The organism is Methylobacterium nonmethylotrophicum (assembly GCF_004745635.1).
Classification (GTDB): Bacteria; Pseudomonadota; Alphaproteobacteria; order Rhizobiales; family Beijerinckiaceae; genus Methylobacterium; species Methylobacterium nonmethylotrophicum.
The window spans coordinates 88,197-111,535 of record NZ_SRLB01000019.1 but is presented as its reverse complement, the minus strand read 5'-3'; the positions used below and the strand labels follow the sequence as shown (position 1 = coordinate 111,535).

Genomic DNA, 23,339 nt, shown 5'->3' with positions numbered 1-23,339 from the left:
CTCACGCGGCGGCCGTGAAGGGCACCGGCCCGGTCGACTGCATCGCCACCGCGACGCTGCAGCGCTCGCCCCGCACGGCGCCGACCTCGAAGCTCGTGAGGTGGAAGAGCCCGTCCCAATGGCCGCCGCCCTCGGCGGCGGTGCCGGCCACCTCGACCCGGGCCTTGACCGGGGCGTCCGCCTCGAAGGCGGCGCGCCAGCGGGCGATGCTCTGGCGGGCCATCACGCCCTTGCCGGAGACCGCGACGGATTTCGAGACCGCGACCCGCTCGACGAAGGGGGCGGCGTCCTCGTTGGCGCAGTCCGGCACGACGGCGCTGTTGGTCTCCTTGGTGAACTGCACCGCGCGCTCGGTGAGGCCGCAGGGCGCCTCGAAGGTGTCGGCGGTGGTCGGGCTCTCGAGCTTCACGGCGATCGCCGAGAACGGCAGGGTGGCGGGCTGGGTCATGGCGGGTCTCCCGGGAGGGTTGGAGGGTCAGGTCGTCTCGGCCGCGACGGCGGCGAAGCGGGCGACGCCGTGCCAGGAGCCGGGCCCGAGGGGCTCCGGCAGCACCAGGCTGCGCTCGTGGGCGATCCAGAGCAGTTCGCCGCGGTCGAGGGTGAGGTCGGCCTCGTCGAGGGCCTGGGCCACGGCGGCAAGCAGCGCCTGCACCGGCCCGAGGCCGCGGGCGCCGCGCAGGAAGGCGTGGACCGTCAGGCGGCAGGCGCAGCCGCGCCAGCGTTGCGCCTCGTAGGGGCTCACCTCCGGCGGATCGACGCGCAGGAACGGCCATTCCTCGCGCGCGCTCACCGCCTCGCGCACCCGGCCGCCGACGAGGGCGCGCAGGGGCGGATCGGCGAGGAGGCGGGCGCGCACCGCCCGGAGCACGTCCGGCGAGAGGTCGAGGCCGGCCATCACGCCCCCCCGGGGAGGCGCGCGACGGCCGGACCGATCACCGGGCGGGCGCTCCGGGTCGCGGTGCCGAATTCCCGCGCGGCGAGGCCCGGCGCCTCGACCGTGACGGCGCTGCCGCCCGGCGTCGGCGCCGCCTCGGCGCGCCCGTCCGGCAGCGCCTGCGCGATGTCCGCCGCGAGGGCGGCGGCAGCGTCTCGCGCGCGGGCCCGCGCGGCGTCGCTGCCGGTGCGGGCGAGGCGCGCGAGCCGCGCCTGGAGGGGACCGGTCTCGGCTCTCGGCATCACAATGGTCGTCCCTGGATGATGGCGTGGCTGCCGGCGGGGTCGGTCTCCACCGCGACGATGCGGTAGCGGGTCCCCGCCAGGGTGATCTCGTCGTCGGGATCCGGCGCGGGGCCGGGCGTCAGCACGATGATCCGCACCAGGCGGCCCGGGAGGCCCGGCTCCTCGCTCGCCTCCCGGGCGCCGTCGCGCCGGGCCCGGACCGGTTCGTCCGCGACGCCGGCCCGATGCAGGACGGCGTCGTCGAAGAGGACGGCCAGGACGTCCCCGAGATGGCGGCCGAGTCCGTCGAGGAGGCCCATCACACCACCGCCACGCCGAGGCCGTTGCGGCGCATCACCTCGTGGAAGCGCCGCCCGTAGGAGGTGAGCCCCAGCGTCCCCGGCAGGTCTTCGGCGGGCGGGTCGCGGCGCTCGAGATGGAGCGTGCCGCTGCGCAGGGCCTTGAGGTCGAGGGCGCCCGCCCGGGCGAGCTCGGCCTCCGGGCCACCCTGCCCGTCGAGGGTGAGGGTATGGGCGGCATGCAGCATCCGCCCGAGGACGGCGTCGGCCGGTTGCCAGCCCGCGCCGATCCGGGGGGCCGCCTCCGCCAGCGCCCCGGCGATGGCGGCGTCGGGAACCCCCGCGAAGGCCGGGAAGCGGGCCCGGAAGGCGTCGGGCGTGATCGCCTCCGCCATCTCACGCCTCCCCGTCCGTCAGCCGCTCGCGGCCCCGGCGCCGCTCCGGCCGCGGCGCCGGCTCCTGCGACGGCGCTTCCTGCGGCCCGGTCCCGGGATCCGCCGCCTCGACCCGCACCTCCCCCGCCGCCTCCCAGGCGGCGAGGCAGGGGTCCGGCCGGTCGGGGAGCGCGATCACCGCGCTCTCGCCCGGCACGAGGAGCCGGGGGGCTCGCGCCCCCTTCGGCCAGACCAGCCGGGGACCGGCCGCGTGGTTCGTCACCCGCATCATGGCGCGCCTCCCTTCAGATGCCGTCGAGGTAGCGGCAGGCGGCGGGCCGGCGGATGTCGAGGCCGCCGAGCCGGAAGGCGCCCGGCACCTCGAAGCGCCACGGGCCGGTCTGCCAGGCCGGGAAGAACCGGAACGGCATCGGCAGCCACAGCTTCAGCACCGAGGGGTCGCGGCGATACGCGACCATCCGGGCGGTGCCGCCGGTGCCGGCGGTCTCGAGCGCCCGCACGCCGTAGACCGTCAGGTCCTGCCCGGTCTCCAGGGTGTAGACGTTGTGGCGCCGGATCCAGTCGAGGAGCGTGAGCGGGCTGATCCCGTCGAGGCGGCGCAGGCCGATGCCGAGCATCTGCTCGTAGGGGAGCAGCAGGGTGTCGGCCATCTCGACGGTGTTCGAGCCGGTGAAGATGCCGATCAGCTGGCCGTTGACGTCGGCGAGGATCTGCTCCGGGCTCTTCTGGGCCCAGGCGGTGCTGCCGTTGGCGCCCGTGGCGGCGGCGCTGCCCACCGTCACGCCCGGATGGTTGAGGAGGCCGGAGAAGCCCTTCGCCGGATCGCCCAGGAGCGCGACTTGGTCGATGAACTCCTCCGAGGCGAGCCGGGCCGCGTCGGCCTTGTCGGCGTCGAGAGTCATGCCGAGGAGCTGGGCCTTGCCGAGCTCCTCCAGGTCGTAGCCGTAGCCGATCCCCGCCATGGCGACGGCGGTCTCGTGCTGGCGGCGCGTGAGCTCGGCCTTCGGCAGGTCGGCGGCGGCGCCGTGGACCCAGGTCGCCTGCCCGACCCGGTCGACCGAGAAGTAGGTCACGGTCGGCACCCATTCGGGCGCCGCGGTGTCGACCGGCACGAGGCGCGGGTAGCGGATCGCCGGGTACTGCGCCCGGTAGACGGTCGGCTCGATGAAGGCCTGCTGGCTGACCAGGAAGGCGAGTGCCCGGGGCGCGTCGGTGAGGAGGGGGCGGGTCATGGCTCGTGCCTCGTTCAGTTCAGGCGCAGGCGGACGAGGCCGCCGGCGGGCGCGGAGGTGTCGAACAGGGCGTTCGGGACCGGGGTGGTGCCGGAGGCGCTGGCCGTGACCGCGCCGGCGGGCGTGACGTAGGCGGGACTGCCGGCGCTCGCGGCGGACGCCGTGACGACCCAGACGGCGCCGCGCACCAGCACGGGCGCGGTCTCGCCCCTGGCGAAGAGGTCGGCCCCGCTCGGGCTCGGCCGCGCGTTGCGGTCGGCCAGCACGATGCCGCGGAAGATCGCGCCCGCGGCGGCGATGCCCTCGTCGCGGGCGCCCTGGAAGGCGGCGCGGCCGAAGCCGATGCCCTCCGGGGTCTCGACGGTGCGGCTGAGGATCGTGGCCGGATTCTGGTCGGCCAGCATGCCCTCGTAGGCGGCGGCCGGGCGGTCGGGATAGCTGGTCTGGACGGGGGGCATCAGCGGGCTCCTGCGGGTTTCCAGGCGGTGCGGAGGGTCTCGACCATGGCGGCGTGGGCCGCCTCCGGGGTGAGGGCGTCGGGGCGGCGGTCGCGCAGGGCGTCGCGCAGCGGGTCGGCGGCGGGAGGCGGGCCGGCGGCGATCACCCGGAAGGCGCCCTCGAGCGCGGCGGCGCCCATCGCGGCGGCGTCCGCCTCGCCGAGGGCGCGGGCCACCGCCGCGCGCCGGATCGCCTCGGGGGTGAGGCCGGCGGGATCGAAGGCGTCGCCGAGGATCCGGCGGGCCTGCGCCACCAGGGCGCCGCGCTCGGCCGCCAGCGCGTCGAGGGCCGCCTCGTTCGGCACCCGGGCGCGGAGCGCCGCGACCTCGCCGTCGCGCTGCGCCAGCGCGGTCTCGGCGGCCTGCGCCCGCGTCTCGGCGGCCTGCGCCCGGGCCTCGGCGTCCGCGAGGCGCCTGGCGAGGTCGGCGTCGCCGATGCGGCATTCCGGTCCGGCGCGGCCTTGAGCCACGATCGCGACGTGGTCGACGACGACCCGGGTCTGGCGGGCGTCGTAGGGCTCCCCGTCCGGGGTCGTGCCGGGGGTCCAGTCGAGGTCGCAGGCGTAGCCGACCGAGACCTCGCGCCGCCCGGCCTGCACCGCCGCGATCGCGGCGGAATCGGCGAGCAGCATCGGGATGCGCACGAAGGCGCCGTCGCGCACCACCTCGTCGCCGACATGGCCGCGGGCGACCCCGCGCCAGGTCCGGGGCGTCACCGCCTCGGGCGGGTGGTCGAGGGTGACGGGCTTGTGGCCGAAGCTGCGCAGGGACTCGGGCCGGAAGATCTCGTCCGGGTCGCGGTAGATCCGGACCTGCGCCAGGTCCGGCCGCGCGACCTCGTCGCCGCGATAGACCTGGACGTTGCCGGCGCGCGCCGCCCGGGCCTGCACCACCAGGGCGCCGTTGCCGAGCGGACGCGCGCCCGCGATCTCGGCCGCGGGGCCGAGGGTGAACCGGTCGAAGAGTTGCATGGGGAGTCGTCTCGCGTTGAGGGAGGTTTGATTTCGCTCCCGACCAGGACCGTCGGTTCACACGCCGGGCTGCGCGCACTCTCCCCGCCCGCGGGGAGAGGAGAAATCTGGGCCTTCTTCGCCGAAGTGGATCGGTGTCGGCCCGCTCGGGAGATCGAAGGAGTCGGGAAGGCCGCTCTCAGCCCGCCGGCCGGCCGAAGGCCGCGGCGATGCCGGGGAAGAGGTCGGCGGCCGAGAGCCAGCCCTCGACGCCGCGGCCGAGCACGGCGGGCGGCACCACGCCCTCGCGGGCGAGGGTCGCGGCGGTCTCGGCCTTGAGACGGCCGATCTCCGCCTTCTCGCGCTCGCTCGCCTGGGCCAGCGGTCGCCACGCGTAGCGCAAGGCGGGGTCCGAGCGCCCGAGGGCGTCGCGGATCAGCAGCCGGTCGAGGCGGGCGATGGCCGGCGTCAGCTCGACGGCCTGCCGCGCCGCGATGTGGTCGTGGTAGTTGCGCAGGTCGGATTCGCCGGTGGCGTTGAGGCCGGCGGGCGACTGGCCGAGAAGCCGCGTCACCGGGATGTCGGCGGCCCCCGCCGCGACCTGCAGGAAGAGGCGCGCCACCTCCGGCAGGCCCGAGAAGTCGAGCTGCTTCTGCTGATAGCGCTCGCCCTCCGGCGAGCGGCCGTCGCCCTCGAGGAGCAGCATCCCGAACAGGCCCTTCATCCGCGCCGCGTAGGCGAAGCGCTCGGTGAGAAGCCGGGTGCCGTCCTCGGTCGAGAGGGCTTGCGACAGGCCCGGCACCGAGATCACGTCCTGCTTGGCCTCGGGCAGCATCGCGGCGATGTGGGCGCAGGCCGCGCTCGCCTGGTCGATCGCCTCGAGGAGCGCCTGGAGCACGCTGTCGCCGAACGCGTCCCCGGTCTCCGCGTCGGGCAGGGCTGCGCCGAGGAGGCGCACGACCCGCGAGGGATGCACCGCCTGCCCCCCGGCGATCGTGTAGACCGTCGGCTCGCCGAACCAGGGCGAGAGCGGGTCGCGCTCGATGGGGCCGGCCTGGATCGCGGCCCGGGGCAGGACGTGGAGGTAGCGCAAGGCGCCCTGCCCGACCGTCTCGGGGTCGAGCGGCAGGCCCGGATCCGGGGCGCCGTCGCCGATCAGGAGCGCGGCGCCGCCGTGGAGGCGCGCGAGGCGCAGGGCCCGCAGCAGGCGGTCGCGCAAGGACAGGCGCTCCTCGCTCGCGGCGAGCGCCGCCGCGACCTCCGGCGGCGCCTGCCAGGCGCGCCACTCCCGGAGCATGTCGAAGGGCACGATGTCGACGACCTTGCGGGCGAGCCAGTTGTCCCGGTAGGCGGCGTCGAGCTCCGCGCGGGCGCGGGGCACGTGGACGTGCAGGTTGCCGGTGGTCTTGTCCCGCTGGCCGCCGAGGCCGGAGACGAGGTTGGCGAGGCGGTCGGCGAGCCACATCACAGGACTCCGAGCAGGCCGTATCCCGGCCGGGCGAGCGCCGAGAAGGCGCGCGAGAGGGCGTCGACCTGGTCGAGGAAGGCGCCGTTGGGAAAGGCGCAGAGCTCGTCGAGGAAGGCCTCGTTCCAGGGGCCGGCGACGAGGTGCAGGTTGCCGGCCTCGGCCTGGGCCGAGACCGGGGCGGCGCGGGTCGCCTTGTCGCCGCTCTCCAGCGAGGCCCTGACGTCGTAGCCGGACAGCCGCCCGACGAGGTACTGCGCCTGCGCCTTGCCGGCCTGGCCCGGATCCTGCGGCAGCGAGATCCGGCAGGACGGCCCGTCCTCGGCGGCGGTGGCGAGGATCAGCCGCTCGACCCCGCCGGCCGAGAGCCGGTCGCGGCGGACATCCACGACGTAGAGCCGGCCGTCGGGCGCCCGCGCGAGCTTGACGCCGGCGGTGTAGTCCGGCTGGCGCCCGGCCCGCGGCACGCTGGCGGCGAGGTCCCAGGCCCGCACATGGGCGCAGCCCGCGGGCAAGGCCCGCACCAGGGTGAACCAGCCGCGCCTGAACAGCCCGCCGTCCCGGGGGGCCGGCCGCTGCTGGTACTGGCTGGCCGCCGCGTAGGCGCCCATCGCGGCCTTGTCGCGCTCCACCGCCGCCCTGGGAAAGCGGGCCGGGAAGAGCAGTTCGCCCGGCTCGCGGCGCGGATCCCGGAAGCCGATCCGGGTGGCGCAGGCGCGCTCCGGCTCGAACTCCATCGGCAGCATCAGGTGCTCGTAGCCGAGGTTCTTCGCCAGGATCACGCCCGACAGGTCGCGCTCGTGCAGCCGCTGCATGATCACCACGATCGCCGAGCGGACCGGGTCGTTGAGGCGGGTCGGCACGGCTTCGAGGAACCAGCGCTCGACCGCCTCGCGCACCCGCTCGGACCCGGCGCCCTCGACGGAGATCGGGTCGTCGAGGATCACCCGGTCGCCGCGCGAGCCGGTGATCGAGCCGGCCGAGACCGCCTCCCGCAGGCCCGACGCCGTGGTCTCGAACCGGCCCTTGCGGTTCTGGTCGCGGGTGAGGCGCACCCGCTCGCCCCACAGGGCCCGGTACCAGGGCGAGGTGATCAGGCGCCGGGTGCGCAGGTTGTCGCGCAGCGCCAGCCGCTCGGTGTGCGAGACCGCGACGGTGCGCAAGGCGGGGCGGTTCCTCGGCCCCCATTCCCAGGCCGGCCAGAACACGCCGGCGAGCAGGCTCTTCATCGTGCCGGGCGGCACGTTGATCAGGAGCCGGGTGATCTGCCCGGCGGTGACCGCCTCCAGATGGGCGCTGACCGCGTCGATGTGCCAGCCGTGGATGTAGGCGCTGCCCGGCTCGATCGCCGGCCAGGCCCGGCGCACGAAGCCCGCCAGGCTCTCCTCGCTATCGAGCCGGTCGAGCGCCCGCAGCAGGGCCGGCGGGTCGGTCAGCCAGGCGCTCGGCGATGGCCCGGAGCTGGGCCCGCTGCTCGCCGTCGAGGAGGCGGAGGATCGCGGCGGGATCGGGGAGCGCGGTGCCGTCACGGAGCTTCCCCTCTTCCTTGTCGAGATCCCAGGCCTGCCGCTCGAGGGCGATCCACAGCCGCGCCGCGGCGGCGAGGTCGCGCAGGGCCGCGATGCGCTTCTGCAGGACCGCCGCGCGGGCGAGACCGCCCTCCTCCGTGCCGTCCTCGGGCACGGGCTCCCCGGCGGCGGCCTGGAGGTCGTCGAGGAGCTGCAGCGTGAGGGCGGCGCCCTGCGCCACCACGAGGCGGTGGCCGCCGAGCACGTCGCCGGAGGGCGGTTCGTCGCGCGGGGTCTTCGCGACCCCCCACCCCTCCGCCCGGGCCCGGCGCCGGAGCGTCGCCGGGCTGATCCCGAATCGACGCGCGATCGCAGGCCCCGCCTCCGGCGTCGTCCGATAAGCCGCCGCGATGCCCGCCCAGTCGATGACTCGCCGTGCCATGGTGCCTTTGGCCATATCGCCTCTTGGATTGTGGGAGACGCGCGGCGCGGCCCGGAGCGACCCGCAGAGGTGAGTCGCCAATCGGCGGCCGGTGGGCACGCGCCGCCCGTCGCCTCGGTGATGCCGTGGGCCGGGTCCGGGGACACATCCCCGCGTCGCGGGGCAGTCGAGCAGCCACATCCTCCAAGGGCAGGCCGCAGACCCGGATAACCTGCGGCCTTTGTACCCGCCCCGCCGATGTTCGTCAAATGTTCTCTTCGGCGGGACGCGATTTTTTCGACGCCGTCACTCGCGCTCGATCTGCCCCTCGGTGAGCACAACCGGGGTCTCGCGCCCGAACAGCGAGAGGGCGACCCGGTAGCGCCGGCGGGCCGGGTCGATCGCCTCGATCGTTCCGCGCAGGGCCGCCAGCGGTCCCTCCGTCACCCGCACGCCGTCGCCGAGGGCGAGCAGCACGGCCGCGACCGCCTCCTCGTCGCCGCCATGCCCGGTGACCGCATCGGCGAAGCCCTGGAGCACGGACGGCGCGATCACGACCGCGCGGCCGTCGCGAAACAGGACCCGGTCGATGCCCGGATGGCCCTCGACCCGCGCGAGGTCCCCGTCATCCGTCAGGCCGACGAAGATCGTGCGGTGGAGGAGCGGCAGCCGGGCGGTGCGGCGGCGGCCCGTGGGCGAGGTCAGCTCCACCTCTTCCCGCGGGTCGAAGGCCGGGATGCCGGCGGCCGCGAGGTCGCGGGCGGCCCGGGCGGCCCAGCGCGGCTTCGTCTCGGCGACGAGCCAGACCCGATCGGCCTCCAGCACGATGCGGGCGGGCCGGACCCGCCGGCGGCGCCGGCGGCTGATCTCGGCCGCGCGGTCCGCCGGCGGACGGCCCTGCGCCAGGACCTCGCGGCGGCGGCGGGGGATGCGGCGCTTGGACCGGCTCACGCCGCCCTCCCCGGTCGCCCGAGCGCGACCCCGCTCAGGCCTCGTCGCGGCGACTCTGCGCGTCGCGGCGACTCTGCGCGTCGCGGGGGCCTTGCGGGTCCCGTGAGCCCTGCGGGTCGCGGCGATCCGGCGCATCGCGGCGGCCCTGCGCGGCTTCCCGCGTCAATGCCTCCGTCATGCGCACGATCCGGCTGCGCACCATCAGGAACAGGCCGACCCCCGCCGCGAGGGTCCACAGCACGATCAAGGCAACCTTCATGCGCTCCTCCTGCCCCGGAGCGGGCCGCAGGGCGAGGGGCTTCGCGGCAGGCCGCCAGGCGTTTCCGGGCGATGCGATCCCGTTGTGGCAATTCGCCGCCGAATCGGCCCGATGCCGGCGGCCCCGGATCGTCCCGAGGCATTCCGGCGTTGCGCAACCGACCCGCCCCGTCGACGGGCGATGCGCGGTGGGGCGCGAGAAATCGGTGGACCATCGGAGAACTCCCGCCACGAGGAAGACGGCGCACGGGCGCCCCTGGGATAGGCTGCCCCAGGGACAGGACGAGGGACGCGCGAGCGGAGGGTCTCGCGGTCCTTGCGACCGAAGTCGCTACATGATGTAATGATCATGCTCAATACCTCAAGTGCCGAGGATATTCGCTGAGGTGATTCATCTCGCAGAGAACCGGGTTCGGACGGCCCAGGGCGAGCGGCTGCGCCAGGCGCGCATCGCTGCCGGCTACCGCTCGGCGCGGGACGCCGCGCTGCAGAATGCCTGGCCGGAGAGCACCTACCGGGCGCACGAGGCCGGCACCCGGACCATCGGGCAGGACGATGCCGAACGCTACGCCGCCCGCTTCCGCCGCGACGGCGTCGAGGTCAGCGCCAAGGGACTCCTGTTCGGCGACGACGACGCGCCGGAGCCGCAAGCGGACGGAAGTCAGATCGTGGGGGTGAAGGGATTGATCAGCGCCGGCGGCTTGATCGACACCGGGGACGAGCAGCCCGGGCCCGAGGGCGACCTCTTCCGCATCGCGGTGCCGTTCCGGGTGCCGCCCGGCACCATCGCGTTCCGGGTCGCCGGCCTGTCGATGTATCCGAAATACGAGCCGGACGACGTGGTGCTCTGCGCCGAGGCAGGGGAGAGCCCGGAGCGCCTGCTCGACCTCTACGCGGCCGTCGCGACGGCGGAGGGGCACCGCTTCCTGAAGAAGATTTTGCGCGGCTCGCAGCGCGGCGCCTATCACCTCGAGAGCCACAACGCGCCGCTGATGCCCGACCGCCGCCTGGTCTGGGCCTCGGGCATCATCAGCACCGTGCATGCCCAGCACTGGAGCCGGTTCTGCGCCGGCTCGACGGCCGGCGCGTGACTCACGGCGACGATCACTGCATCCCGCAGCGATCCGCGCGCGATCAGTCCGCCTGCGCGACCCGGGCGGTGCGGCGCTGCGCGGTCCAGCGGCCGGAGCAGAGGGCGGAGACGCTCCAGGTGCCGGCGCCGGAATTGGCCTGGAGCCGGCCCGAGGCGGCGCCGCTCGCCGAGCCGCGGCGGACGGTCAGCCCGACATTGCCGTCCGGCCCGATGCGCCCGCTCACCGTCGCGCCGCCCTCGCCTGCCGAAGCCACCCGCACGTCGCCGTCGGTGATCGCCAGCGCCACGCTGTAGCGGCTGTCGCAGAGGCCCGATTCGGTGACGAGCTGCACCGACCAGGTTCCGTTGAAGCTCCGTCCCTCCGCCGCCGCCGGCTGCAGGCTGGCCGGCAGCGCGGCGCAGAGGACGAGAGCGGCGATGGACGACTTGAGCATGGGACCCCCGGATCGTTCGAGCCCGGCCGAATTGTCGAAGCTTGGCCGGTTGGTGAGGCTGGCAGAATGTCGTCGCGAAAACCGCGACCGTCCGCGGCACGACCGCTCAGGATCGCGCGCTCGACGTGGACCGATGTGGATGAGGGATCCTTAACACGGGCAGAACGGCAGCAATATGGCGGGTCGGGGATTCCTTTCCGCCGGCTTGACTGTAAGCGGCGGCGTTCCGGTGCCGCTCTGCTGCCGAGCTCTTCGACGATTGCTGCCTTCAGCTTCAGGTCAGGCCGGCAAGGTCGCCGCCATGCGGCGGCGCAGGGCCTCGTCCGGCAGGCGCCCGGTGCCGGCGCGCAGGTTCGCCGCCATGTGGCCGGGATCGGCGGTGCCGGGGATCGCACAGGTCACGGCCGGGTGGCCGACCACGAACTTGAGCAGGATCTCGGCCCAGGAGGTGCAGTCGAGCTCCGCCGCGTAGTCGGGCAGCGGCTGACGGGCGAGGCGGCGCAGGAGCCCGCCGCCGCCGAAGGGCCGGTTGACCAGCACCGCCACGCCCCGCTCGGCGGCGAGCGGCAGAAGGCGCTCCTCCGCCGCCCGGTCGTCGAGGGCATAGTTGATCTGCAGGACGTCGAGCCGCTCGGCCCGCAGCACCGCCTCGACGGCGTCGTAGGCGCTCTCGGTGTAGTGCGAGATGCCGAGATAGCGGATGCGTCCCTCCTCCTTCCAGGCCCGCAGCGTCGGCAGGTGGGTGCGCCAGTCGAGCAGGTTGTGGATCTGCATCAGATCCAGGCGCTCGGTGCGCAGGAGCGCGAACGAGCGCTTCATCTGCGCGATGCCGGCCTCGCGGCCGCTGGTCCAGACCTTGGTGGCGAGGAAGCTGCGCTCGCGGGCCTTGAGCTCCGCCACGATGTCGCCGGCGACGCCCTCGGCCCGGCCGTACATCGGCGAGGAATCGATCACCCGGCCGCCGGCGGAAAGCAGCGTCGACACCACCTCCCGCAAGGGCGCCCGCTCGGCGGGACCCGCCCCGACGTCGAAGCCGCGCCAGGTGCCGAGCCCGATCACCGGCAGGGTCTCGCCGCTCGACGGGATCGGCCGCCGGTGCGGCTCCGCGCCCTGCGCGGCCGCACCGCCCCCGAGCGCCGCCGCGGCGGCGAGCGCGCCGCCGAGAAAGCCCTGCCGCGTCAGTCCGTCCCGCCCCATCGTCATCGCGCCTCTCCCCGGTCCGCGCCGCGCCTGTCGCGAAACGCCCGCGGGCACTCTCCGGTGCCCTTGGCGAAGAAGCGCGAGAAATAGGCCGGGTCGGTGAAGCCCAGGCCGTAGGCGATCTCGGCGATGCCGAGGTCGGAATAGAGCAGGCTGCGCTTGGCCTCGAGCAGGCGGCGCTCGCGGATGATCCGGCCCGGGCTCGCGCCCGCCACCGCCCGGCAGGCGGCCCGCAGCCGCGCCTCGGTCACCCCGAGGTCGTCGGCATAGGCCGCGAGCGGGCGCTCGCGGCGGTGATGCGCCTCGACGAGTTCGCGGAAGCGCGCGGTGAGCAGGGCCTGCGGACCGGGCGGGGCCTGAGGCGCCTTCGCGGCGGCGAGGCGCCTCAGGCCGGCGACCAGGATCAGCATCAGGTGAGCCTCGATGGCGCCGCGCCGGCCCGGCGCCGCCCAGGCCAGTTCCCGGGCGAGCTCGGCCACGGCCTCCTCGACCGGGCCCGGCTCCGGCAGCGTGAGCGCCGCAGGCGCGGAGACGAGCCCCGCCAGCTCCGGCTCGCGCCCGCCGAGGTCGTGCAGGTAGCGCGCCGAGAGGGTGAGCACCGCCCCGACCGTGCCGTCGGCGAAGCGGAAGCCGTGGGCGGTGCCGGCCGGCACGACGAGCAGGCACGGCGCCGCGAAGGCGAGGCGCTCGGCCTCGGCCCGCATCTCGCCCGCGCCCTCCGCGATGAGCAGGACCTGATGCAGGCCGGAATGCACGTGCGGCCGGATGGTCCACCGGTTCGGACGGCTGCGATCGTCCAAGGCCTCGAGGTGCAGGAAGCGGTCGTCGGCGTCCCGCGGCGCCTCGCCGTACAGGAAGAAATGCGGCACCGCAGGGAGTTGGGCGGGATCGAGGCGCATCGCGGGCGGGCCGGGGCGGAACGGGCGGGGTCGACGAAAAATCCAACTTTTTCCTCGCCCCGTCCATCGTCAACCGCGCGGGCAACGGTCACCTTTTCGCGTATCGGCAGCCGCCGCGACACAGGCGGCGCCCCGGATGGAAACCTCGAGGACATCTCCCATGCGCACGAAGGTCGCGATCATCGGCGCCGGCCCGGCCGGCCTCTTCCTCGCCCACCTGCTGGCCCGCGCGGGCATCGACGCGGTGGTGCTGGAGCGCCGCACCCGCGACTACGTCGAGGGACGGGTGCGGGCGGGCGTCCTCGAGCAGGGCACGGTGGCGCTGATGGAAGAGCTCGGCCTCGATGCCCGGCTCAAGGCCGAGGGCCTGCCCCATACCGGCACCAACCTCGCCTATGACGGCGAGATCTTCCGCATCGACATGGCGGCGCTGACCGGCGGCTCCGTCGTCACGGTCTACGGCCAGCAGGAGGTCATGCGCGACCTGTTCGACGCCGCCGAGCCCCGCGGCGTCCGGATCGTGTTCGAGGCCGAGGACCTGCGGCTCGAGGGCGTCGACGGCGCCAGCCCGAGCGTGACTTACGTCAAGGACGGGGTCGCGCAGACGCTCGCCTGCGACTTCGTCGCCGCCTGCGACGGCTTCCACGGCGTCGGGCGGGCGACGATCCCGGCCGACGTGCTGAAGGTCTACGAGCGGGTCTACCCGTTCGGCTGGCTCGGCATCCTGGCCGAGGTGCCGCCGGTCAACCACGAGCTGATCTACGCCAACCACGCCCGCGGTTTCGCCCTGGCCAGCATGCGCTCGCCCACCCGCAGCCGCTACTACGTCCAGGTCGGCCTCGACGAGCGGATCGAGGACTGGTCCGACGACCGCTTCTGGGACGAGATCGAGACCCGCCTCGGGCCCACCGCCTCGGCCGGGCTGGTGCGCGGCCCCTCCTTCGAGAAGAGCATCGCGCCGTTGCGCAGCTTCGTCGCCGAGCCGATGCGCTACGGCCGCCTGTTCCTGGCCGGCGACGCCGCCCACATCGTGCCGCCGACGGGCGCCAAGGGCATGAACCTCGCGGTCTCCGACGTCCGGATGCTCGCCGAGGCGCTGACCCTGCATTACGCCGACGACGACCCGTCCGGCCTCGACGGCTACTCGGCCCGGGCGCTCGCCCGGGTGTGGAAGGCCGAGCGCTTCAGCTGGTGGTTCACCGGCCTCACCCACCGCTTCCCCGACATGGACGACTTCGCCCGCCGGATGCAGGTGGCGGAGCTGGCCTATATCCGCGGCTCGCGGGCGGCGCAGACGGTGATCGCGGAGAATTACGTCGGGCTGCCGATGGGTTCGGGGAGCGACCGGTCGAGCCTGTGACCGGCGGCCGAAGGGCGGGCGCCTCGCGCGCGGCGCCGAACCGGCCGGCCGCTCCGCGGCCGGACCGCCAGGATCAGGCGCCCGCCTTGCCGAAGAAGCGCGGGAGTTCCTCGCTCAGGACATCCGGCCGCTCCTCGGGGGGCCCATACCCGCACGCCTCCACGACGCCCCCATGCACGTCCTCGGCGACGCGGCGCAGGGACTCGACGCATTCGAGGCCGCGCCCGAAGCTCCCGTCGTCGCCGTGCGCGAGCATCGCCCGGTCGTCCTCGGCGTCCAGCGTGCACGAGCACGACGTCCTCGCCCGCACCCGTGTCGCGGTGATGCAGGCTCGCACCGTCGAGGTCGGAAAAGCGGCTCACGACCGCGGTCACCGCTCGGGCCTACCCGGGAGACGGGTTCTGGCGGGGCCGCCGGTCGGCTCAGTCGCGCATCCGGCATCGGAGAGGCGGCGGCGGCCCGGTTCCGCCTCTCGGGTCCCCACCCGATCAGACCGATCGCGCGAGGGTCTGCTCACGGCGGAGTGCAGAGATTGGTCGATCGCCCGCAAGCGGACGCACCGTCCCGATGCGTCCCGGACCTCGATGCTCGGGGAGCTTGGGAGGTCGGAAGCGGGTGGGCCGTCGAGTCCCCGGACCCAACGGTCGCGAAATCGGGTCAGGAATTCGCCCTGTCGGACGGGGACCTGATCAGCGCCTTGAGATTGTCCGACATCGGGAAGTCGAGGTTGAGGTTCCGCGGCGGGATCGGGGTCTCGAACCACTTGACGTAAAGCGTTGTGAACGCACCCGACTTCATCAGGCCGATCAGGGTTTCGTCGACCAAGGCCTTGAACGCCGGATCGTCGCGGCGGAACATCAGCGCGTAGGGGTCGGCCGAATAGGACTTGTCGAGTATCTTGAACCGCGACGGGTCCTTGGCATTCGCCCGCAAGCCGGCGAGCAGGATGTCGTCCTCCATGAAGGCCGCGGCGCGCCCGGTGTCGACGAGCAGGAAGCTCTCGGCGTGATCCTTGCCCTGCGAGATCGAGAGCTTCAGCCCCTCATCCTGGTTGAGCTTGTTCAGGAACTGCGACGTGTTGGTGCCGGAGGTGACGGCGACGGTCCTGCCCTTGAGGTCGTCCGCGGAGGCGATGCCGCTGTCGCTGCGGGTGAGCCACTTGAACTGCGCCACGAAGGTCGAGACCGAGAACGCCACCTGCTTCTGCCGGGCGAGCTGGTTGGCGGTCGAGCCGCATTCGAGGTCGACGGTGCCGTTGGCCACCAGGGGCAGCCGGGTCGCCGAGTTGACCGGGTTGTAGGCCACCTTGAGGTCGGCCATGCCGAGCTTCTTGCGCAACGCCTCGACGACCTGCCCGCACAGGTCGATCGAGAACCCGATCGGCTTCTGGCTGCCGTCGAGGTAGGAGAACGGCACCGAGGTCTCCCGGTAGCCGAGGGTGATCGTGCCGGTCTCCTTGACCTTCTTCAACGTCCCGGTGAGGTCGTCGGCCCGTGCCGCCGCCATCGGCGCGAGTGTCGTCAAGACAAGCGTCATCGTTGCGGCCGCGGCCGCGGCCGCTCGCTTCAAGTGTATCATGTCGATTGTCCTAGGGTTCGGTCCGGAACCGATCTGCTGCGGATCCGGGGCTCACGCCGCCCCAGCGGCGGCGTGTCTCGGGGACGCCCTCGGGCGTCGTCTCTCAGGCAGCCTGGGCGATCGCCGCGTCGACGGCCTCGCCGAGGCGCTCCACGACCGTGTCCACGGTCGCGGCGTCGATGATGAAGGGCGGAGCCAGCAGGATGTGGTCGCCGCGCGCCCCGTCGATCGTCCCGCCGGCCGGGTAGACGGCCAGTCCGCGGCTCATCGCCTCGTGCTTGATCCGGGCGTTGAGCTTCAGGGCCGGATCGAAGGCGGCCTTGGTGCCGCGGTCCTCGACCAGCTCGACGCCCATGAACAGGCCGCGGCCGCGGACGTCGCCGACATGCGGGTGGTTGCCGAAGCGCTCCCCGAGCCGCCGGGCGAGATGGGCGCCCATCGCCTTGACGTTGTCGAGCAGCCGGTCGCGGGCGATCACCTCCTGCACGGCCAGCGCCGCGGCGCAGGCCATCGGGTGGCAGATGTAGGTGTGCCCGTGCTGGAACAGGCCCGAGCCCCCGGCGAAGGCGTCGTAGATGCGGCCTGACAGGAAGGTCGCGCCGATCGGCTGGTAGCCGCCGCCGAGCCCCTTGGCGACCGTCATCAGGTCGGGGGCGACGCCGTCCTGCTCGCAGGCGTGGAGCGTGCCGGTGCGGCCCATGCCGCACATCACCTCGTCGAGGAGCAGCAGCACCCCGTACCGGTCGCAGATCTCGCGGATGCGCCGCAGGTATCCCGGTACGGCCGGGACGGCGCCGGCGGTCGCCCCGACGACCGGTTCGGCCACGAAGGCCATCACCGTCTCCGGGCCGAGCTCCAGGATCTTGTCCTCGAGGGCCTGTGCGGCACGCAGGCCGTACGCTTCCTCCGTCTCGCCGGGTTCCCGGTAGCGGTAGGCGTAGCAGGGATCGATGTGGTGGGTCTCGGCGAGCAGCGGCTGGAACTGGGCCCGTCGCCAGGCATTGCCGCCGGCTGCCAGGGCGCCCAGGGTATTGCCGTGGTAGCTCTGGCGCCGGGCGATGATCGTCGCCCGCTGCGGCTGGCCGATCTCGACGAAGTACTGGCGCGCCATCTTGAGGGCGGCCTCGACCGCCTCCGAACCACCCGAGACGAAGTAGACGTAGTCGAGCCCAGCCGGCGCGCCGGCGACGAGGCGCTCGGCCAGCGCTTCGGCCGCCTCGCTCGTGAAGAAGCTGGTATGGGCGTAGGCGAGCTTGTCGGCCTGGGCGTGGAGGGCGGCGATCACGTCGGGATGACCATGGCCCAGGCAGGACACCGCTGCGCCGCCGGAGGCATCGATGTAGCCGCGCCCGTGCTGGTCGAAGAGTTCGACCCCCCGGCCGCCGGAGGCGACGCGCAGGTCGGCGTTGATCTGTCGGTGCAGGATGCGGGTCATGACGATGTCCTCAGGGTGTCGTTCTGGCGGTCGGAGGCGACCAGTGGATGCCGAAGGCGGTGAGCTGCGCCTCGCTGCGCTTGATCGCCGCCAGCGAGGCGTCGCCGCCGCGGCCGGCGACGAGAGCGGCCAGGATCTCCCCGACCACCAGGGCGGGGGCGATGGTGTGGAAGAAGGACGGGCTGTCGGCCGGAACCATGACGCTCTCCCGGGCGAGCCCCGCGAGCGGCGAGACGGGGCTGTCCGTCACCGCCACGATCGGGACGCCGCGGCCATGCGCGTAGCGGGCGGTCTCGATGGTCGCCCGGGTGTAGGGGGCGACCGAGGCTGCCAGGAGGACGTCCGCGGGCGAGGCCGAGCGGATCGGGTCGAGCCCGGTGCCGGCGCCCGCGTCGAGCAGAACCGCGCGCTCCCCGAGAAAGGACATCACGTAGGCGAAATGCCCGACGACGGGATGGCACGACCGCAGGCCGAGGCAGTAGATCCGCTCGGCGGAGGCGAGCAGGTCGGCGGCCGCGACGAGCCGGTCGAGTGCCTGGGGCTCCGCCAGCCTCTGCACCTGCGCCCCGACCGACGCGATGATGTCGACCGCCAGCGCGCGCTCGCCCTTCGCCTTCTGGTGGGCGACCTGCAGGTCCGCCCGGCCCGAGAAGCCGAGCGATCCCTCGCGAACGGCGCTGGCATAGAGCGCGCGCAGGTCGTCGTATCCGGCAAGACCCAGGCGCTGGGCGAGGCGCGTCATGGTGTGGGGCTGAACCCCGGCACGCTTGGCCTGCTCGCGCATCGACAGCAATGCGACCTCGCTGGGCTGGTCCAGGACGAAGCGCGCAGCGGCCTTCAGCTGAGGCCCGAGGGTCTCGAAGGCATCGACGATCTGTTCGGTGAGCGGACCGTGTTCCATGGCAGCGTGTGTACCCTTCTTCATTTTCGTTTGCAACACTTGTTGCATGATAGATTTTTTGCAACGAATGTATCTTAGCCGGGCATCCTGGCCAACGAGGAGGCATCGATGTCGTTTCCAGGCCCTACCGCCATCGCCCTCACACCGACAGGCGGGCGTCGGACGAAGGAGGACCATCCCGCGATCCTCCTGACGCCGACGGAGCACGCCGTCGGGGTCGCCTCCCGCCTGGAGGCCGGCGCCTGCATGGTTCGGCATGTGCGCCGCGCGGATGGGTCGTCACGTCACCTCCTGGACGCCGGTGCCTAAGGCGGACGCGACGAAAGCGGTCCGGGCGGCCTCGGGCGACAAGGGGGTGATCCCGATCCCGTGCGAGATGTCGGGCCTTGACCCGCCGGCGCCGGATGGCGGTGGTGCGAGGGGCCCGACCTGAAGCCGCGGCCGTTGCTCGACGCCGTCCGACCTTCTGCCGTTTCTGGCACCGGACCAACCCCGGGCGAGGCACGCGACGACCCGTGCTGTCGGCCGGCATGAGAACGCCTGCGCCGCGACCTCCGCCCTGCTTGGCGGGCATGTCCGGGTCGGCGTCGAGAGCGACCTTCTCAACCCGGACGGGACGACGGCGCCCGACCAGGCGGCACCCGCCGCCGCGTCTGCAACGCGTGTTGCAAGTGGGGGCCGTCCGGCGGACGCCGCACGGCGGCGCTCAGATCGGGCGCAAGCGAAGGCGTCGGATGTCCCACCGGGAGGGCGCCGCGCTCCATCGGCTCTCGTTCGGGTTGTGGGGGCAGCCTGCCGACCCTTGGCCCGTCCGGCAGACCGTGGGCGTGCGGACCGCGTTGTCGACCGTGACGACGGCGACCGAGAATGCAGGTGGCATCGACCTGGTCGGCTCGGGGGTGGTTCAGGCGAACGCCATGAGGAGGGGCTGGCCATCGGGACGTCGCCTCGGTCCCCACCGTCGTCTGGTGCTGGGAGGCGTCTGCTTCGACCCTCGGGAAGCCCCTCGAGCGATCAGTCGCAAGACCACCCTCCCTGACGATAGATTCTGCCGCATCGAGAGCCTGAAAGCGGACCGCCCCGGGGCCGCAACGGGTCGCGATCAGCCCCTCGCACGGTCGGGCTGGGGGGGTCGGACCTCAGCGCGATCCGTCCCGCCCCTCCGTATCACCCCCGCCCCTGAGCAGCTCCCCCGCCACGTCGCCGAGCCGCGGCGGCGGCTCGCGGGTGAAGGGCAGCGGGCGGCACACCGCCAGAGCCGCGAGGCCGAAGCGCGCGGTCATCAATCCGTTGAGCACGCCCTCCCCCAGCTTCGCCGAGATGCGGGCGGCGACGCCGAGGCCCAGCACCTGCTGCACCAGGCTGTCGCCCACCGCGACGCTGCCGGTGACGGCGAGATGGGCGAGCGCCGCGCGGGCGAGGCGCAGGAAGCCGAACAGGCCCGGGCGGCCGCCATAGATGGTGGCGATGCGGCGGAGCAACCGGACCGCCGCGAAGATCACGAAGCCGACATCGACGATCGCCCGCGGGCTCAGCGCCGTCACCGCCGAGACCTGCTTGGCGGCCTCCGCCACCGCCGCCTTGGCGGAGCGGTCGAGGGCGCTCAGCAGCTCGGCCTCCGCGATCCCGATCCGGTCCTCGACGTCGAGGATCTGGTCGTCGAGGGCGGCGAGCCGCGCGCGGGCCGCGCCCATCGCCGGCCGCTCGGCATAGAGCGCCGAGAGGCTGCGCACCACCGCCTTGGCGGCGCTGTGGTCGCGGGAGCGCAGCGCGTCGAGGGCGTCCCCGCGCAAGGCCTCGATGCGGCGCTCGCGCAGCACGCCCGCCACTTCGCGCCAGACGATCGCCAGAAGCGCCACCACCGCGACCGCGAGCAGCACCAGGGCCACGATCCCGAGCCAGGGCGCGGCGGAGAAGAGGTCGGCGATCAGCCGCTCGACAGCGAGCCCGATGCCGAGGGAGGCCAGTCCCCCGAGGGCCGAGAGCAGCAGCGTCGCCCAGGGCGCGCGGGGGCGCGGCGCCACCGGCACGGCGACGCCGTCGGCCGCCTCGACGATCTCGAACGGCTCCTCCACCACCCGGATCCCGTCGGGCAGCGCCGTCTCGGTGCCAGGGGACGGTGGCGCGGCGGTCTCGGTTCCGGCCGGCGGCAGGCGGAAGGCCCGGGGCTTCGGACCTTGCGGGGTCGGCGTGTGCGTCATGGAACACCCTCAGGCGAGGCGGTCGCCGATCAGGAAGTGCAGGGCGCGGTCGAGGCGGATCTGCGGCAGCCGGCCCGGTCGGCCGAGGGCGTCGCGGGACACGAGCGGCGGGCGAAAGCGGGGGAAGCGCAAGGATCCCGGCGGCACCGCCCCCTCCAGCACGGCTTCCGGCCGCTCGGGCAGCTCGCCCGGGAAGATCGCCGCCTCGGTCGCGCCGTCGAAGGTCTCGCCGTCGATGCTCTCGCCGGCCTCCGGCGTACCGGCGACGGCCCGGAACGCAGCCGGCCCGTCATGCACCACGGTCTCGCGGGTCGAGCGCACCGAGGCGAGCGCCTGGGTGCTGACATGGGCGCCGGCGGCCTCGGTGCGGCGCAACGAGCGGGCGACGAGGAGGCGCAGCAGCGCGTCGAGCCGGTCGTGGCTGGAATGGTGGAGGTGGTCGGCCTTGGTGGCGGCGAACAGGATCCGGTCGGCCCGCGGCGCGAACAGCCGCGACAGGATGCTGTTGCGCCCGACCCTCAGGCTCATCAGCACCCGGTCGAGGGCCTCCTCCAGCTCGGCCAAAGCCGCCGCCCCGGCATCGACCGCCGCCAGCACGTCGACGAGCACGATCTGCCGGTCGATGCGCTGGAAGTGGTCGCGGAAGAACGGCGTCACGACGCGGTGCTTGTAGGCCTCGAAGCGCCGCTGCATCAGGCCGCCGAGGCTGTCGGGGGCGACCGGGCCGGTGAGGATCAGGGGCGCGAAGGTCAGCGCCGGCGAGCCGGCGAGGTCGCCCGGCATCAGGAAGCGGCCGGGCGGCGTGGTGGCGACCGCCTCGGGGCCGGCCCGCACGGCGGCGAGGTAGGTCTTGAACGCCTCGCTCGCCCGCTCGGCCACGATCTCGTCGAGGGGCTGGTTCGGGTCGAGCGCCCGCAAGGACGCGAGCCAGGGGGCGGCCATCGCGGCGCGGCCGGGGCGCTCGGCGGCGGCGATCGTCTCGCGCGACCAGCCCTCGTAGGTCTGCTCGATCAGCGCCAGGTCGAGCAGCCACTCGCCCGGATAGTCGACGATGTCGACCATCAGGCTCGCAGGTCCCGTGCGCCAGCCGCCCCTGCGCTCGTAATCGACCTCGAGCCGCAGCTGGCTGATCCGGTCGGTCGAGCGCGGCCAGAGCCGCGCCTCGGTCAGCGCCGCGAGGTGGTCCTCGTAGGGGAAGCGCGGCACCGCGTCGTCGGGCTGGGGCACGAGGCGGGCCCTGCGCAGGCGGCCCTCCTGCGAGGCGCGCAGGGCCGGCAGCGGATGCAGCCCGGTGAGCTGGTGCACGAGCGCGGTGGTGAACACGGTCTTGCCCGACCGGGCGAGGCCGGTGACGCCGAGCCTCACGGTCGGCTGGACCAGGAGGTCGTTGGAGGCTTCGGCCAGCGAGCGCGTGGCCTCGGTGACGGTCTTGGCGAGGGAGCCGGCACGCGCGGCGAGGTCGGTCAGGGGCGGCACGCGGTACGCTCTCGCTTCATCGTGATCCGGGAGGTGGCGCGGCGTCGGGGGTTGCGCAAGGGCCGGTCGTCACGGCGCCGGGGCTTGCGCCTCGGCCTGCTGGCGCCCCGCCCCGCGCTCCGCGTCGGCCCGGGCGATCGCCGCGGCGACGAGGGCCGGGCTCGCCCGCAGCGCCCCGAGCTCGACCGACGACATCGCCAGCAGCACCGGGGCGAGGCGCTCGGTGGCGCGGCCCTCGGGCGTGAACAGCCCGAGATCGTCCCCGGGCTTGAGGCCGACGCTGCCGGCGATGCGGGCGGCGTAGTTCTGGATGCGGATCTCGTCCGAGCCGCAGAGCGGCGCGGGCGGGCGTAAGGATGGCGGCAGGGCCGAGAGCGGGGCGGCGACGAGCGTCGGCAGGGCGGCCGCCTCCGCGGCGAGGCGGGCCCCGTCGAGGGCACGGACCGGCTCGAGCGCGGCCTGCATCGCCGGGCGCGGCGCCTCGCCGATGCCGGTCGCGATGGTCGGCAACGGCAGCGCCTTGACGGTGCGGGCCGGCTGGCGCGGCCGCCCCTGCATCCGGGCCAGCGCCGACCAGGGCTGGACGCGCAGGGCGTTGCCGGCGACCGGCCGGACCGCGGGCGCGGCGGCCGGGCGCGCGGGATTCCGCGCGATCCGCCGGGGCGCCCCGCCGCGGCCGTGGCTGGCGAGGAAGCGGGCCCGCAGGGTGCGGCCGATGCCCTGGGGCGCCAGGGCCGCCAGCGCCGGCGAGGCGGCGCGGAAAGGTGCGGCCGCGCGCGCCGGGGTCACGGCCCGGGCCGCGACCGGGCCGGCGCACTCGGCCGGCGCCCAGCGGCGGACGATCGCCAGGCCCGAGCGCCGCCCGTACTCGCCGTAATAGCGCCGCAGCAGGGACACGGCGGCGTCGGCCCCCTGCCCGGCGGTGGCGAAGCCGGTATGGCCTTCCTGGTCGCCGCCGATCTCGCCGTCCCAGCGCGCCCGCTTGATGCACCAGTAATTGTTGAGCTTGACGCAGCGCGCCACGAAGGCCGGGTCGGCCGGCGCCGCCCAGGCGGTCCAGGCGAGGGAGAGCGGCAGCAGCCCGGCCTTCGTCTCGCTGCGCCAGTTCGACACCGCCCGCGCCTCGGGTTGGTAGACCGGCATCCCGGGCGCGGGCGCCGCCAGGACGGTGGCCGTGCCGAGCCCCGCACCGAGGCGCGCGGCGGCGTCCCGCACCAGGGCGGCGGCCGTGTCGGTCGCGGGCCCGGCCGCGAGGCTTAAGGAGAGGAAGGCGGAGAGGATCACGGGACCCGGGAGGCGTGGCGGAGGCTCGGCTGTCTCAAGCGATTTCCCGATCGCTCCGTTCCACCGACAGGGGTGCCGTTCTCGCCTCTCCCGGCCGGCGCCGCGGCCTGACGCGCCGGACCGAGATGGGCGACCGCGACGCTTCCCTGGCTGCGGGACGCGCCGGTGCGTGCCCGCCGCGGCGTCCCGGAGGCCGTCGGGCCGTGCGGGAACGTCCTTGCGCCTGACAGGTGACGGCGCGCGCCAGGGCCGACGCGGGTGATGCGCCTTCCGCCCCGCCGGCCCGGCATGGCGTCGCCGTCCTCCTGGCGAAAAAAGGCCCCCCTGCCCCGCCCCGATGCCCT

At 74.3% G+C, this 23,339-nt stretch carries 28 protein-coding genes; 4 read left to right on the top strand and 24 right to left on the bottom strand.

What is annotated here, in order from left to right; translation table 11 throughout:
- Window position 1 precedes the first annotated feature (1 nt).
- The 14 genes from EU555_RS23775 to EU555_RS23710 all read right to left on the bottom strand — a co-directional run bounded on the left by EU555_RS23775 (window position 2) and on the right by EU555_RS23710 (window position 9,135).
- Entirely contained in the window at window positions 2-448 is a 447-nt protein-coding gene (locus EU555_RS23775; RefSeq protein ID WP_135417698.1) for a phage tail tube protein, read from the bottom strand.
- A 27-nt stretch (window positions 449-475) separates the two neighbouring features.
- Entirely contained in the window at window positions 476-895 is a 420-nt protein-coding gene (locus EU555_RS23770; protein WP_135417697.1) for a DUF3168 domain-containing protein, read from the bottom strand.
- On the bottom strand, window positions 895-1,176 hold the full coding sequence (locus EU555_RS23765) for a hypothetical protein (protein WP_135417696.1): 282 nt from the start codon (window positions 1,174-1,176) through the stop codon (window positions 895-897). The genes EU555_RS23770 and EU555_RS23765 overlap by 1 nt, the downstream gene beginning before the upstream one ends.
- Complete coding sequence (locus EU555_RS23760) at window positions 1,176-1,478, bottom strand: hypothetical protein (protein ID WP_135417695.1); 303 nt, start codon at window positions 1,476-1,478, stop codon at window positions 1,176-1,178. Before EU555_RS23760 ends, EU555_RS23765 begins: the two co-directional genes overlap by 1 nt.
- A complete protein-coding gene (locus EU555_RS23755; RefSeq protein ID WP_135417694.1) occupies window positions 1,478-1,852 on the bottom strand; it encodes a DUF4054 domain-containing protein in 375 nt (124 codons plus the stop codon). Before EU555_RS23755 ends, EU555_RS23760 begins: the two co-directional genes overlap by 1 nt.
- A gap of 1 nt (window position 1,853) precedes the next feature.
- A complete protein-coding gene (locus EU555_RS23750) occupies window positions 1,854-2,123 on the bottom strand; it encodes a hypothetical protein (protein WP_135417693.1) in 270 nt (89 codons plus the stop codon).
- A 13-nt stretch (window positions 2,124-2,136) separates the two neighbouring features.
- The gene (locus EU555_RS23745) at window positions 2,137-3,084 is read right to left on the bottom strand and encodes a DUF2184 domain-containing protein (RefSeq protein ID WP_135417692.1); all 948 of its coding nucleotides are present in this window, start codon (window positions 3,082-3,084) and stop codon (window positions 2,137-2,139) included.
- A 14-nt stretch (window positions 3,085-3,098) separates the two neighbouring features.
- A complete protein-coding gene (locus EU555_RS23740) occupies window positions 3,099-3,542 on the bottom strand; it encodes a structural cement protein Gp24 (protein ID WP_135417691.1) in 444 nt (147 codons plus the stop codon).
- Window positions 3,542-4,552, bottom strand: a complete 1,011-nt coding sequence (locus tag EU555_RS23735; protein ID WP_135417690.1) for a DUF2213 domain-containing protein — start codon at window positions 4,550-4,552, stop codon at window positions 3,542-3,544. Before EU555_RS23735 ends, EU555_RS23740 begins: the two co-directional genes overlap by 1 nt.
- 178 nt (window positions 4,553-4,730) lie before the next feature.
- Entirely contained in the window at window positions 4,731-5,996 is a 1,266-nt protein-coding gene (locus tag EU555_RS23730; RefSeq protein ID WP_135417689.1) for a DUF1073 domain-containing protein, read from the bottom strand.
- A complete protein-coding gene (terL, locus tag EU555_RS23725; protein WP_135417688.1) occupies window positions 5,996-7,363 on the bottom strand; it encodes a phage terminase large subunit in 1,368 nt (455 codons plus the stop codon). Before terL ends, EU555_RS23730 begins: the two co-directional genes overlap by 1 nt.
- A 22-nt stretch (window positions 7,364-7,385) precedes the next feature.
- On the bottom strand, window positions 7,386-7,946 hold the full coding sequence (locus EU555_RS23720) for a hypothetical protein (RefSeq protein ID WP_135417687.1): 561 nt from the start codon (window positions 7,944-7,946) through the stop codon (window positions 7,386-7,388).
- A gap of 285 nt (window positions 7,947-8,231) precedes the next feature.
- Window positions 8,232-8,876, bottom strand: coding sequence for a transcription termination/antitermination protein NusG (nusG, locus tag EU555_RS23715; protein ID WP_135417686.1), 645 nt, complete (start codon window positions 8,874-8,876; stop codon window positions 8,232-8,234).
- A 34-nt stretch (window positions 8,877-8,910) separates the two neighbouring features.
- The gene (locus tag EU555_RS23710) at window positions 8,911-9,135 is read right to left on the bottom strand and encodes a hypothetical protein (protein ID WP_135417685.1); all 225 of its coding nucleotides are present in this window, start codon (window positions 9,133-9,135) and stop codon (window positions 8,911-8,913) included.
- Between the two features lie 385 nt (window positions 9,136-9,520).
- On the opposite strand from EU555_RS23710, the gene EU555_RS23705 reads away from it, so the two are divergent.
- Window positions 9,521-10,225, top strand: a complete 705-nt coding sequence (locus EU555_RS23705; RefSeq protein WP_245524453.1) for a LexA family transcriptional regulator — start codon at window positions 9,521-9,523, stop codon at window positions 10,223-10,225.
- A 43-nt stretch (window positions 10,226-10,268) separates the two neighbouring features.
- On the opposite strand, the gene EU555_RS23700 is transcribed toward EU555_RS23705, so the two are convergent.
- The 3 genes from EU555_RS23700 to EU555_RS23690 form a co-directional block, all read right to left on the bottom strand.
- Complete coding sequence (locus EU555_RS23700; protein ID WP_135417684.1) at window positions 10,269-10,661, bottom strand: hypothetical protein; 393 nt, start codon at window positions 10,659-10,661, stop codon at window positions 10,269-10,271.
- Between the two features lie 279 nt (window positions 10,662-10,940).
- The gene (locus tag EU555_RS23695; RefSeq protein WP_135417683.1) at window positions 10,941-11,864 is read right to left on the bottom strand and encodes an aldo/keto reductase; all 924 of its coding nucleotides are present in this window, start codon (window positions 11,862-11,864) and stop codon (window positions 10,941-10,943) included.
- On the bottom strand, window positions 11,861-12,760 hold the full coding sequence (locus EU555_RS23690) for a helix-turn-helix domain-containing protein (RefSeq protein WP_135417682.1): 900 nt from the start codon (window positions 12,758-12,760) through the stop codon (window positions 11,861-11,863). Before EU555_RS23690 ends, EU555_RS23695 begins: the two co-directional genes overlap by 4 nt.
- A gap of 160 nt (window positions 12,761-12,920) precedes the next feature.
- Between EU555_RS23690 and pobA the strand changes: the two genes are divergently transcribed.
- Window positions 12,921-14,120, top strand: coding sequence for a 4-hydroxybenzoate 3-monooxygenase (gene pobA, locus EU555_RS23685; RefSeq protein ID WP_135417681.1), 1,200 nt, complete (start codon window positions 12,921-12,923; stop codon window positions 14,118-14,120).
- A gap of 73 nt (window positions 14,121-14,193) precedes the next feature.
- Here pobA and EU555_RS23680 read toward each other — a convergent pair whose 3' ends face one another.
- The 4 genes from EU555_RS23680 to EU555_RS23665 form a co-directional block, all read right to left on the bottom strand.
- Window positions 14,194-14,376, bottom strand: a complete 183-nt coding sequence (locus EU555_RS23680) for a hypothetical protein (protein ID WP_135417680.1) — start codon at window positions 14,374-14,376, stop codon at window positions 14,194-14,196.
- Window positions 14,377-14,777: 401 nt separating this feature from the next.
- On the bottom strand, window positions 14,778-15,698 hold the full coding sequence (locus EU555_RS23675; protein WP_135417679.1) for a transporter substrate-binding domain-containing protein: 921 nt from the start codon (window positions 15,696-15,698) through the stop codon (window positions 14,778-14,780).
- Window positions 15,699-15,801: 103 nt separating this feature from the next.
- Window positions 15,802-17,133: an aspartate aminotransferase family protein gene (locus tag EU555_RS23670; RefSeq protein WP_135417678.1), complete on the bottom strand. Its 1,332-nt coding sequence runs from the start codon at window positions 17,131-17,133 to the stop codon at window positions 15,802-15,804.
- A 10-nt stretch (window positions 17,134-17,143) separates the two neighbouring features.
- Window positions 17,144-18,034: a MurR/RpiR family transcriptional regulator gene (locus EU555_RS23665; RefSeq protein ID WP_135417677.1), complete on the bottom strand. Its 891-nt coding sequence runs from the start codon at window positions 18,032-18,034 to the stop codon at window positions 17,144-17,146.
- Window positions 18,035-18,142: 108 nt separating this feature from the next.
- Between EU555_RS23665 and EU555_RS37150 the strand changes: the two genes are divergently transcribed.
- On the top strand, window positions 18,143-18,343 hold the full coding sequence (locus EU555_RS37150; protein ID WP_245524452.1) for a 3-keto-5-aminohexanoate cleavage protein: 201 nt from the start codon (window positions 18,143-18,145) through the stop codon (window positions 18,341-18,343).
- A 157-nt stretch (window positions 18,344-18,500) separates the two neighbouring features.
- On the top strand, window positions 18,501-19,073 hold the full coding sequence (locus tag EU555_RS37145) for a 3-keto-5-aminohexanoate cleavage protein (RefSeq protein ID WP_342636496.1): 573 nt from the start codon (window positions 18,501-18,503) through the stop codon (window positions 19,071-19,073).
- 100 nt (window positions 19,074-19,173) lie between these two features.
- On the opposite strand, the gene EU555_RS23655 is transcribed toward EU555_RS37145, so the two are convergent.
- The 3 genes from EU555_RS23655 to EU555_RS23645 all read right to left on the bottom strand — a co-directional run bounded on the left by EU555_RS23655 (window position 19,174) and on the right by EU555_RS23645 (window position 22,995).
- The gene (locus EU555_RS23655; protein ID WP_135417676.1) at window positions 19,174-20,235 is read right to left on the bottom strand and encodes a YcjF family protein; all 1,062 of its coding nucleotides are present in this window, start codon (window positions 20,233-20,235) and stop codon (window positions 19,174-19,176) included.
- Between the two features lie 9 nt (window positions 20,236-20,244).
- On the bottom strand, window positions 20,245-21,711 hold the full coding sequence (locus EU555_RS23650) for a YcjX family GTP-binding protein (protein WP_135417675.1): 1,467 nt from the start codon (window positions 21,709-21,711) through the stop codon (window positions 20,245-20,247).
- A 69-nt stretch (window positions 21,712-21,780) separates the two neighbouring features.
- Window positions 21,781-22,995 carry a hypothetical protein gene (locus EU555_RS23645; protein ID WP_135417674.1) on the bottom strand — a complete coding sequence of 405 codons (1,215 nt, stop codon included), beginning with the start codon at window positions 22,993-22,995 and terminating at the stop codon, window positions 21,781-21,783.
- Between the last annotated feature and the right edge of the window lie 344 nt (window positions 22,996-23,339).

Coding starts and splice junctions, on each gene's coding strand:
- EU555_RS23775 (WP_135417698.1), bottom strand. CDS start 448: ATGACCCAGCCCGCCACCCTGCCGTTCTCGGCGATCGCCGTGAAGCTC.
- EU555_RS23770 (WP_135417697.1), bottom strand. CDS start 895: ATGGCCGGCCTCGACCTCTCGCCGGACGTGCTCCGGGCGGTGCGCGCC.
- EU555_RS23765 (WP_135417696.1), bottom strand. CDS start 1,176: ATGCCGAGAGCCGAGACCGGTCCCCTCCAGGCGCGGCTCGCGCGCCTC.
- EU555_RS23760 (WP_135417695.1), bottom strand. CDS start 1,478: ATGGGCCTCCTCGACGGACTCGGCCGCCATCTCGGGGACGTCCTGGCC.
- EU555_RS23755 (WP_135417694.1), bottom strand. CDS start 1,852: ATGGCGGAGGCGATCACGCCCGACGCCTTCCGGGCCCGCTTCCCGGCC.
- EU555_RS23750 (WP_135417693.1), bottom strand. CDS start 2,123: ATGATGCGGGTGACGAACCACGCGGCCGGTCCCCGGCTGGTCTGGCCG.
- EU555_RS23745 (WP_135417692.1), bottom strand. CDS start 3,084: ATGACCCGCCCCCTCCTCACCGACGCGCCCCGGGCACTCGCCTTCCTG.
- EU555_RS23740 (WP_135417691.1), bottom strand. CDS start 3,542: ATGCCCCCCGTCCAGACCAGCTATCCCGACCGCCCGGCCGCCGCCTAC.
- EU555_RS23735 (WP_135417690.1), bottom strand. CDS start 4,552: ATGCAACTCTTCGACCGGTTCACCCTCGGCCCCGCGGCCGAGATCGCG.
- EU555_RS23730 (WP_135417689.1), bottom strand. CDS start 5,996: ATGTGGCTCGCCGACCGCCTCGCCAACCTCGTCTCCGGCCTCGGCGGC.
- EU555_RS23720 (WP_135417687.1), bottom strand. CDS start 7,946: ATGGCACGGCGAGTCATCGACTGGGCGGGCATCGCGGCGGCTTATCGG.
- EU555_RS23710 (WP_135417685.1), bottom strand. CDS start 9,135: ATGAAGGTTGCCTTGATCGTGCTGTGGACCCTCGCGGCGGGGGTCGGC.
- EU555_RS23700 (WP_135417684.1), bottom strand. CDS start 10,661: ATGCTCAAGTCGTCCATCGCCGCTCTCGTCCTCTGCGCCGCGCTGCCG.
- EU555_RS23695 (WP_135417683.1), bottom strand. CDS start 11,864: ATGACGATGGGGCGGGACGGACTGACGCGGCAGGGCTTTCTCGGCGGC.
- EU555_RS23690 (WP_135417682.1), bottom strand. CDS start 12,760: ATGCGCCTCGATCCCGCCCAACTCCCTGCGGTGCCGCATTTCTTCCTG.
- pobA (WP_135417681.1), top strand. CDS start 12,921: ATGCGCACGAAGGTCGCGATCATCGGCGCCGGCCCGGCCGGCCTCTTC.
- EU555_RS23680 (WP_135417680.1), bottom strand. CDS start 14,376: ATGCTCGCGCACGGCGACGACGGGAGCTTCGGGCGCGGCCTCGAATGC.
- EU555_RS23675 (WP_135417679.1), bottom strand. CDS start 15,698: ATGATACACTTGAAGCGAGCGGCCGCGGCCGCGGCCGCAACGATGACG.
- EU555_RS23670 (WP_135417678.1), bottom strand. CDS start 17,133: ATGACCCGCATCCTGCACCGACAGATCAACGCCGACCTGCGCGTCGCC.
- EU555_RS23665 (WP_135417677.1), bottom strand. CDS start 18,034: ATGGAACACGGTCCGCTCACCGAACAGATCGTCGATGCCTTCGAGACC.
- EU555_RS37150 (WP_245524452.1), top strand. CDS start 18,143: ATGTCGTTTCCAGGCCCTACCGCCATCGCCCTCACACCGACAGGCGGG.
- EU555_RS23655 (WP_135417676.1), bottom strand. CDS start 20,235: ATGACGCACACGCCGACCCCGCAAGGTCCGAAGCCCCGGGCCTTCCGC.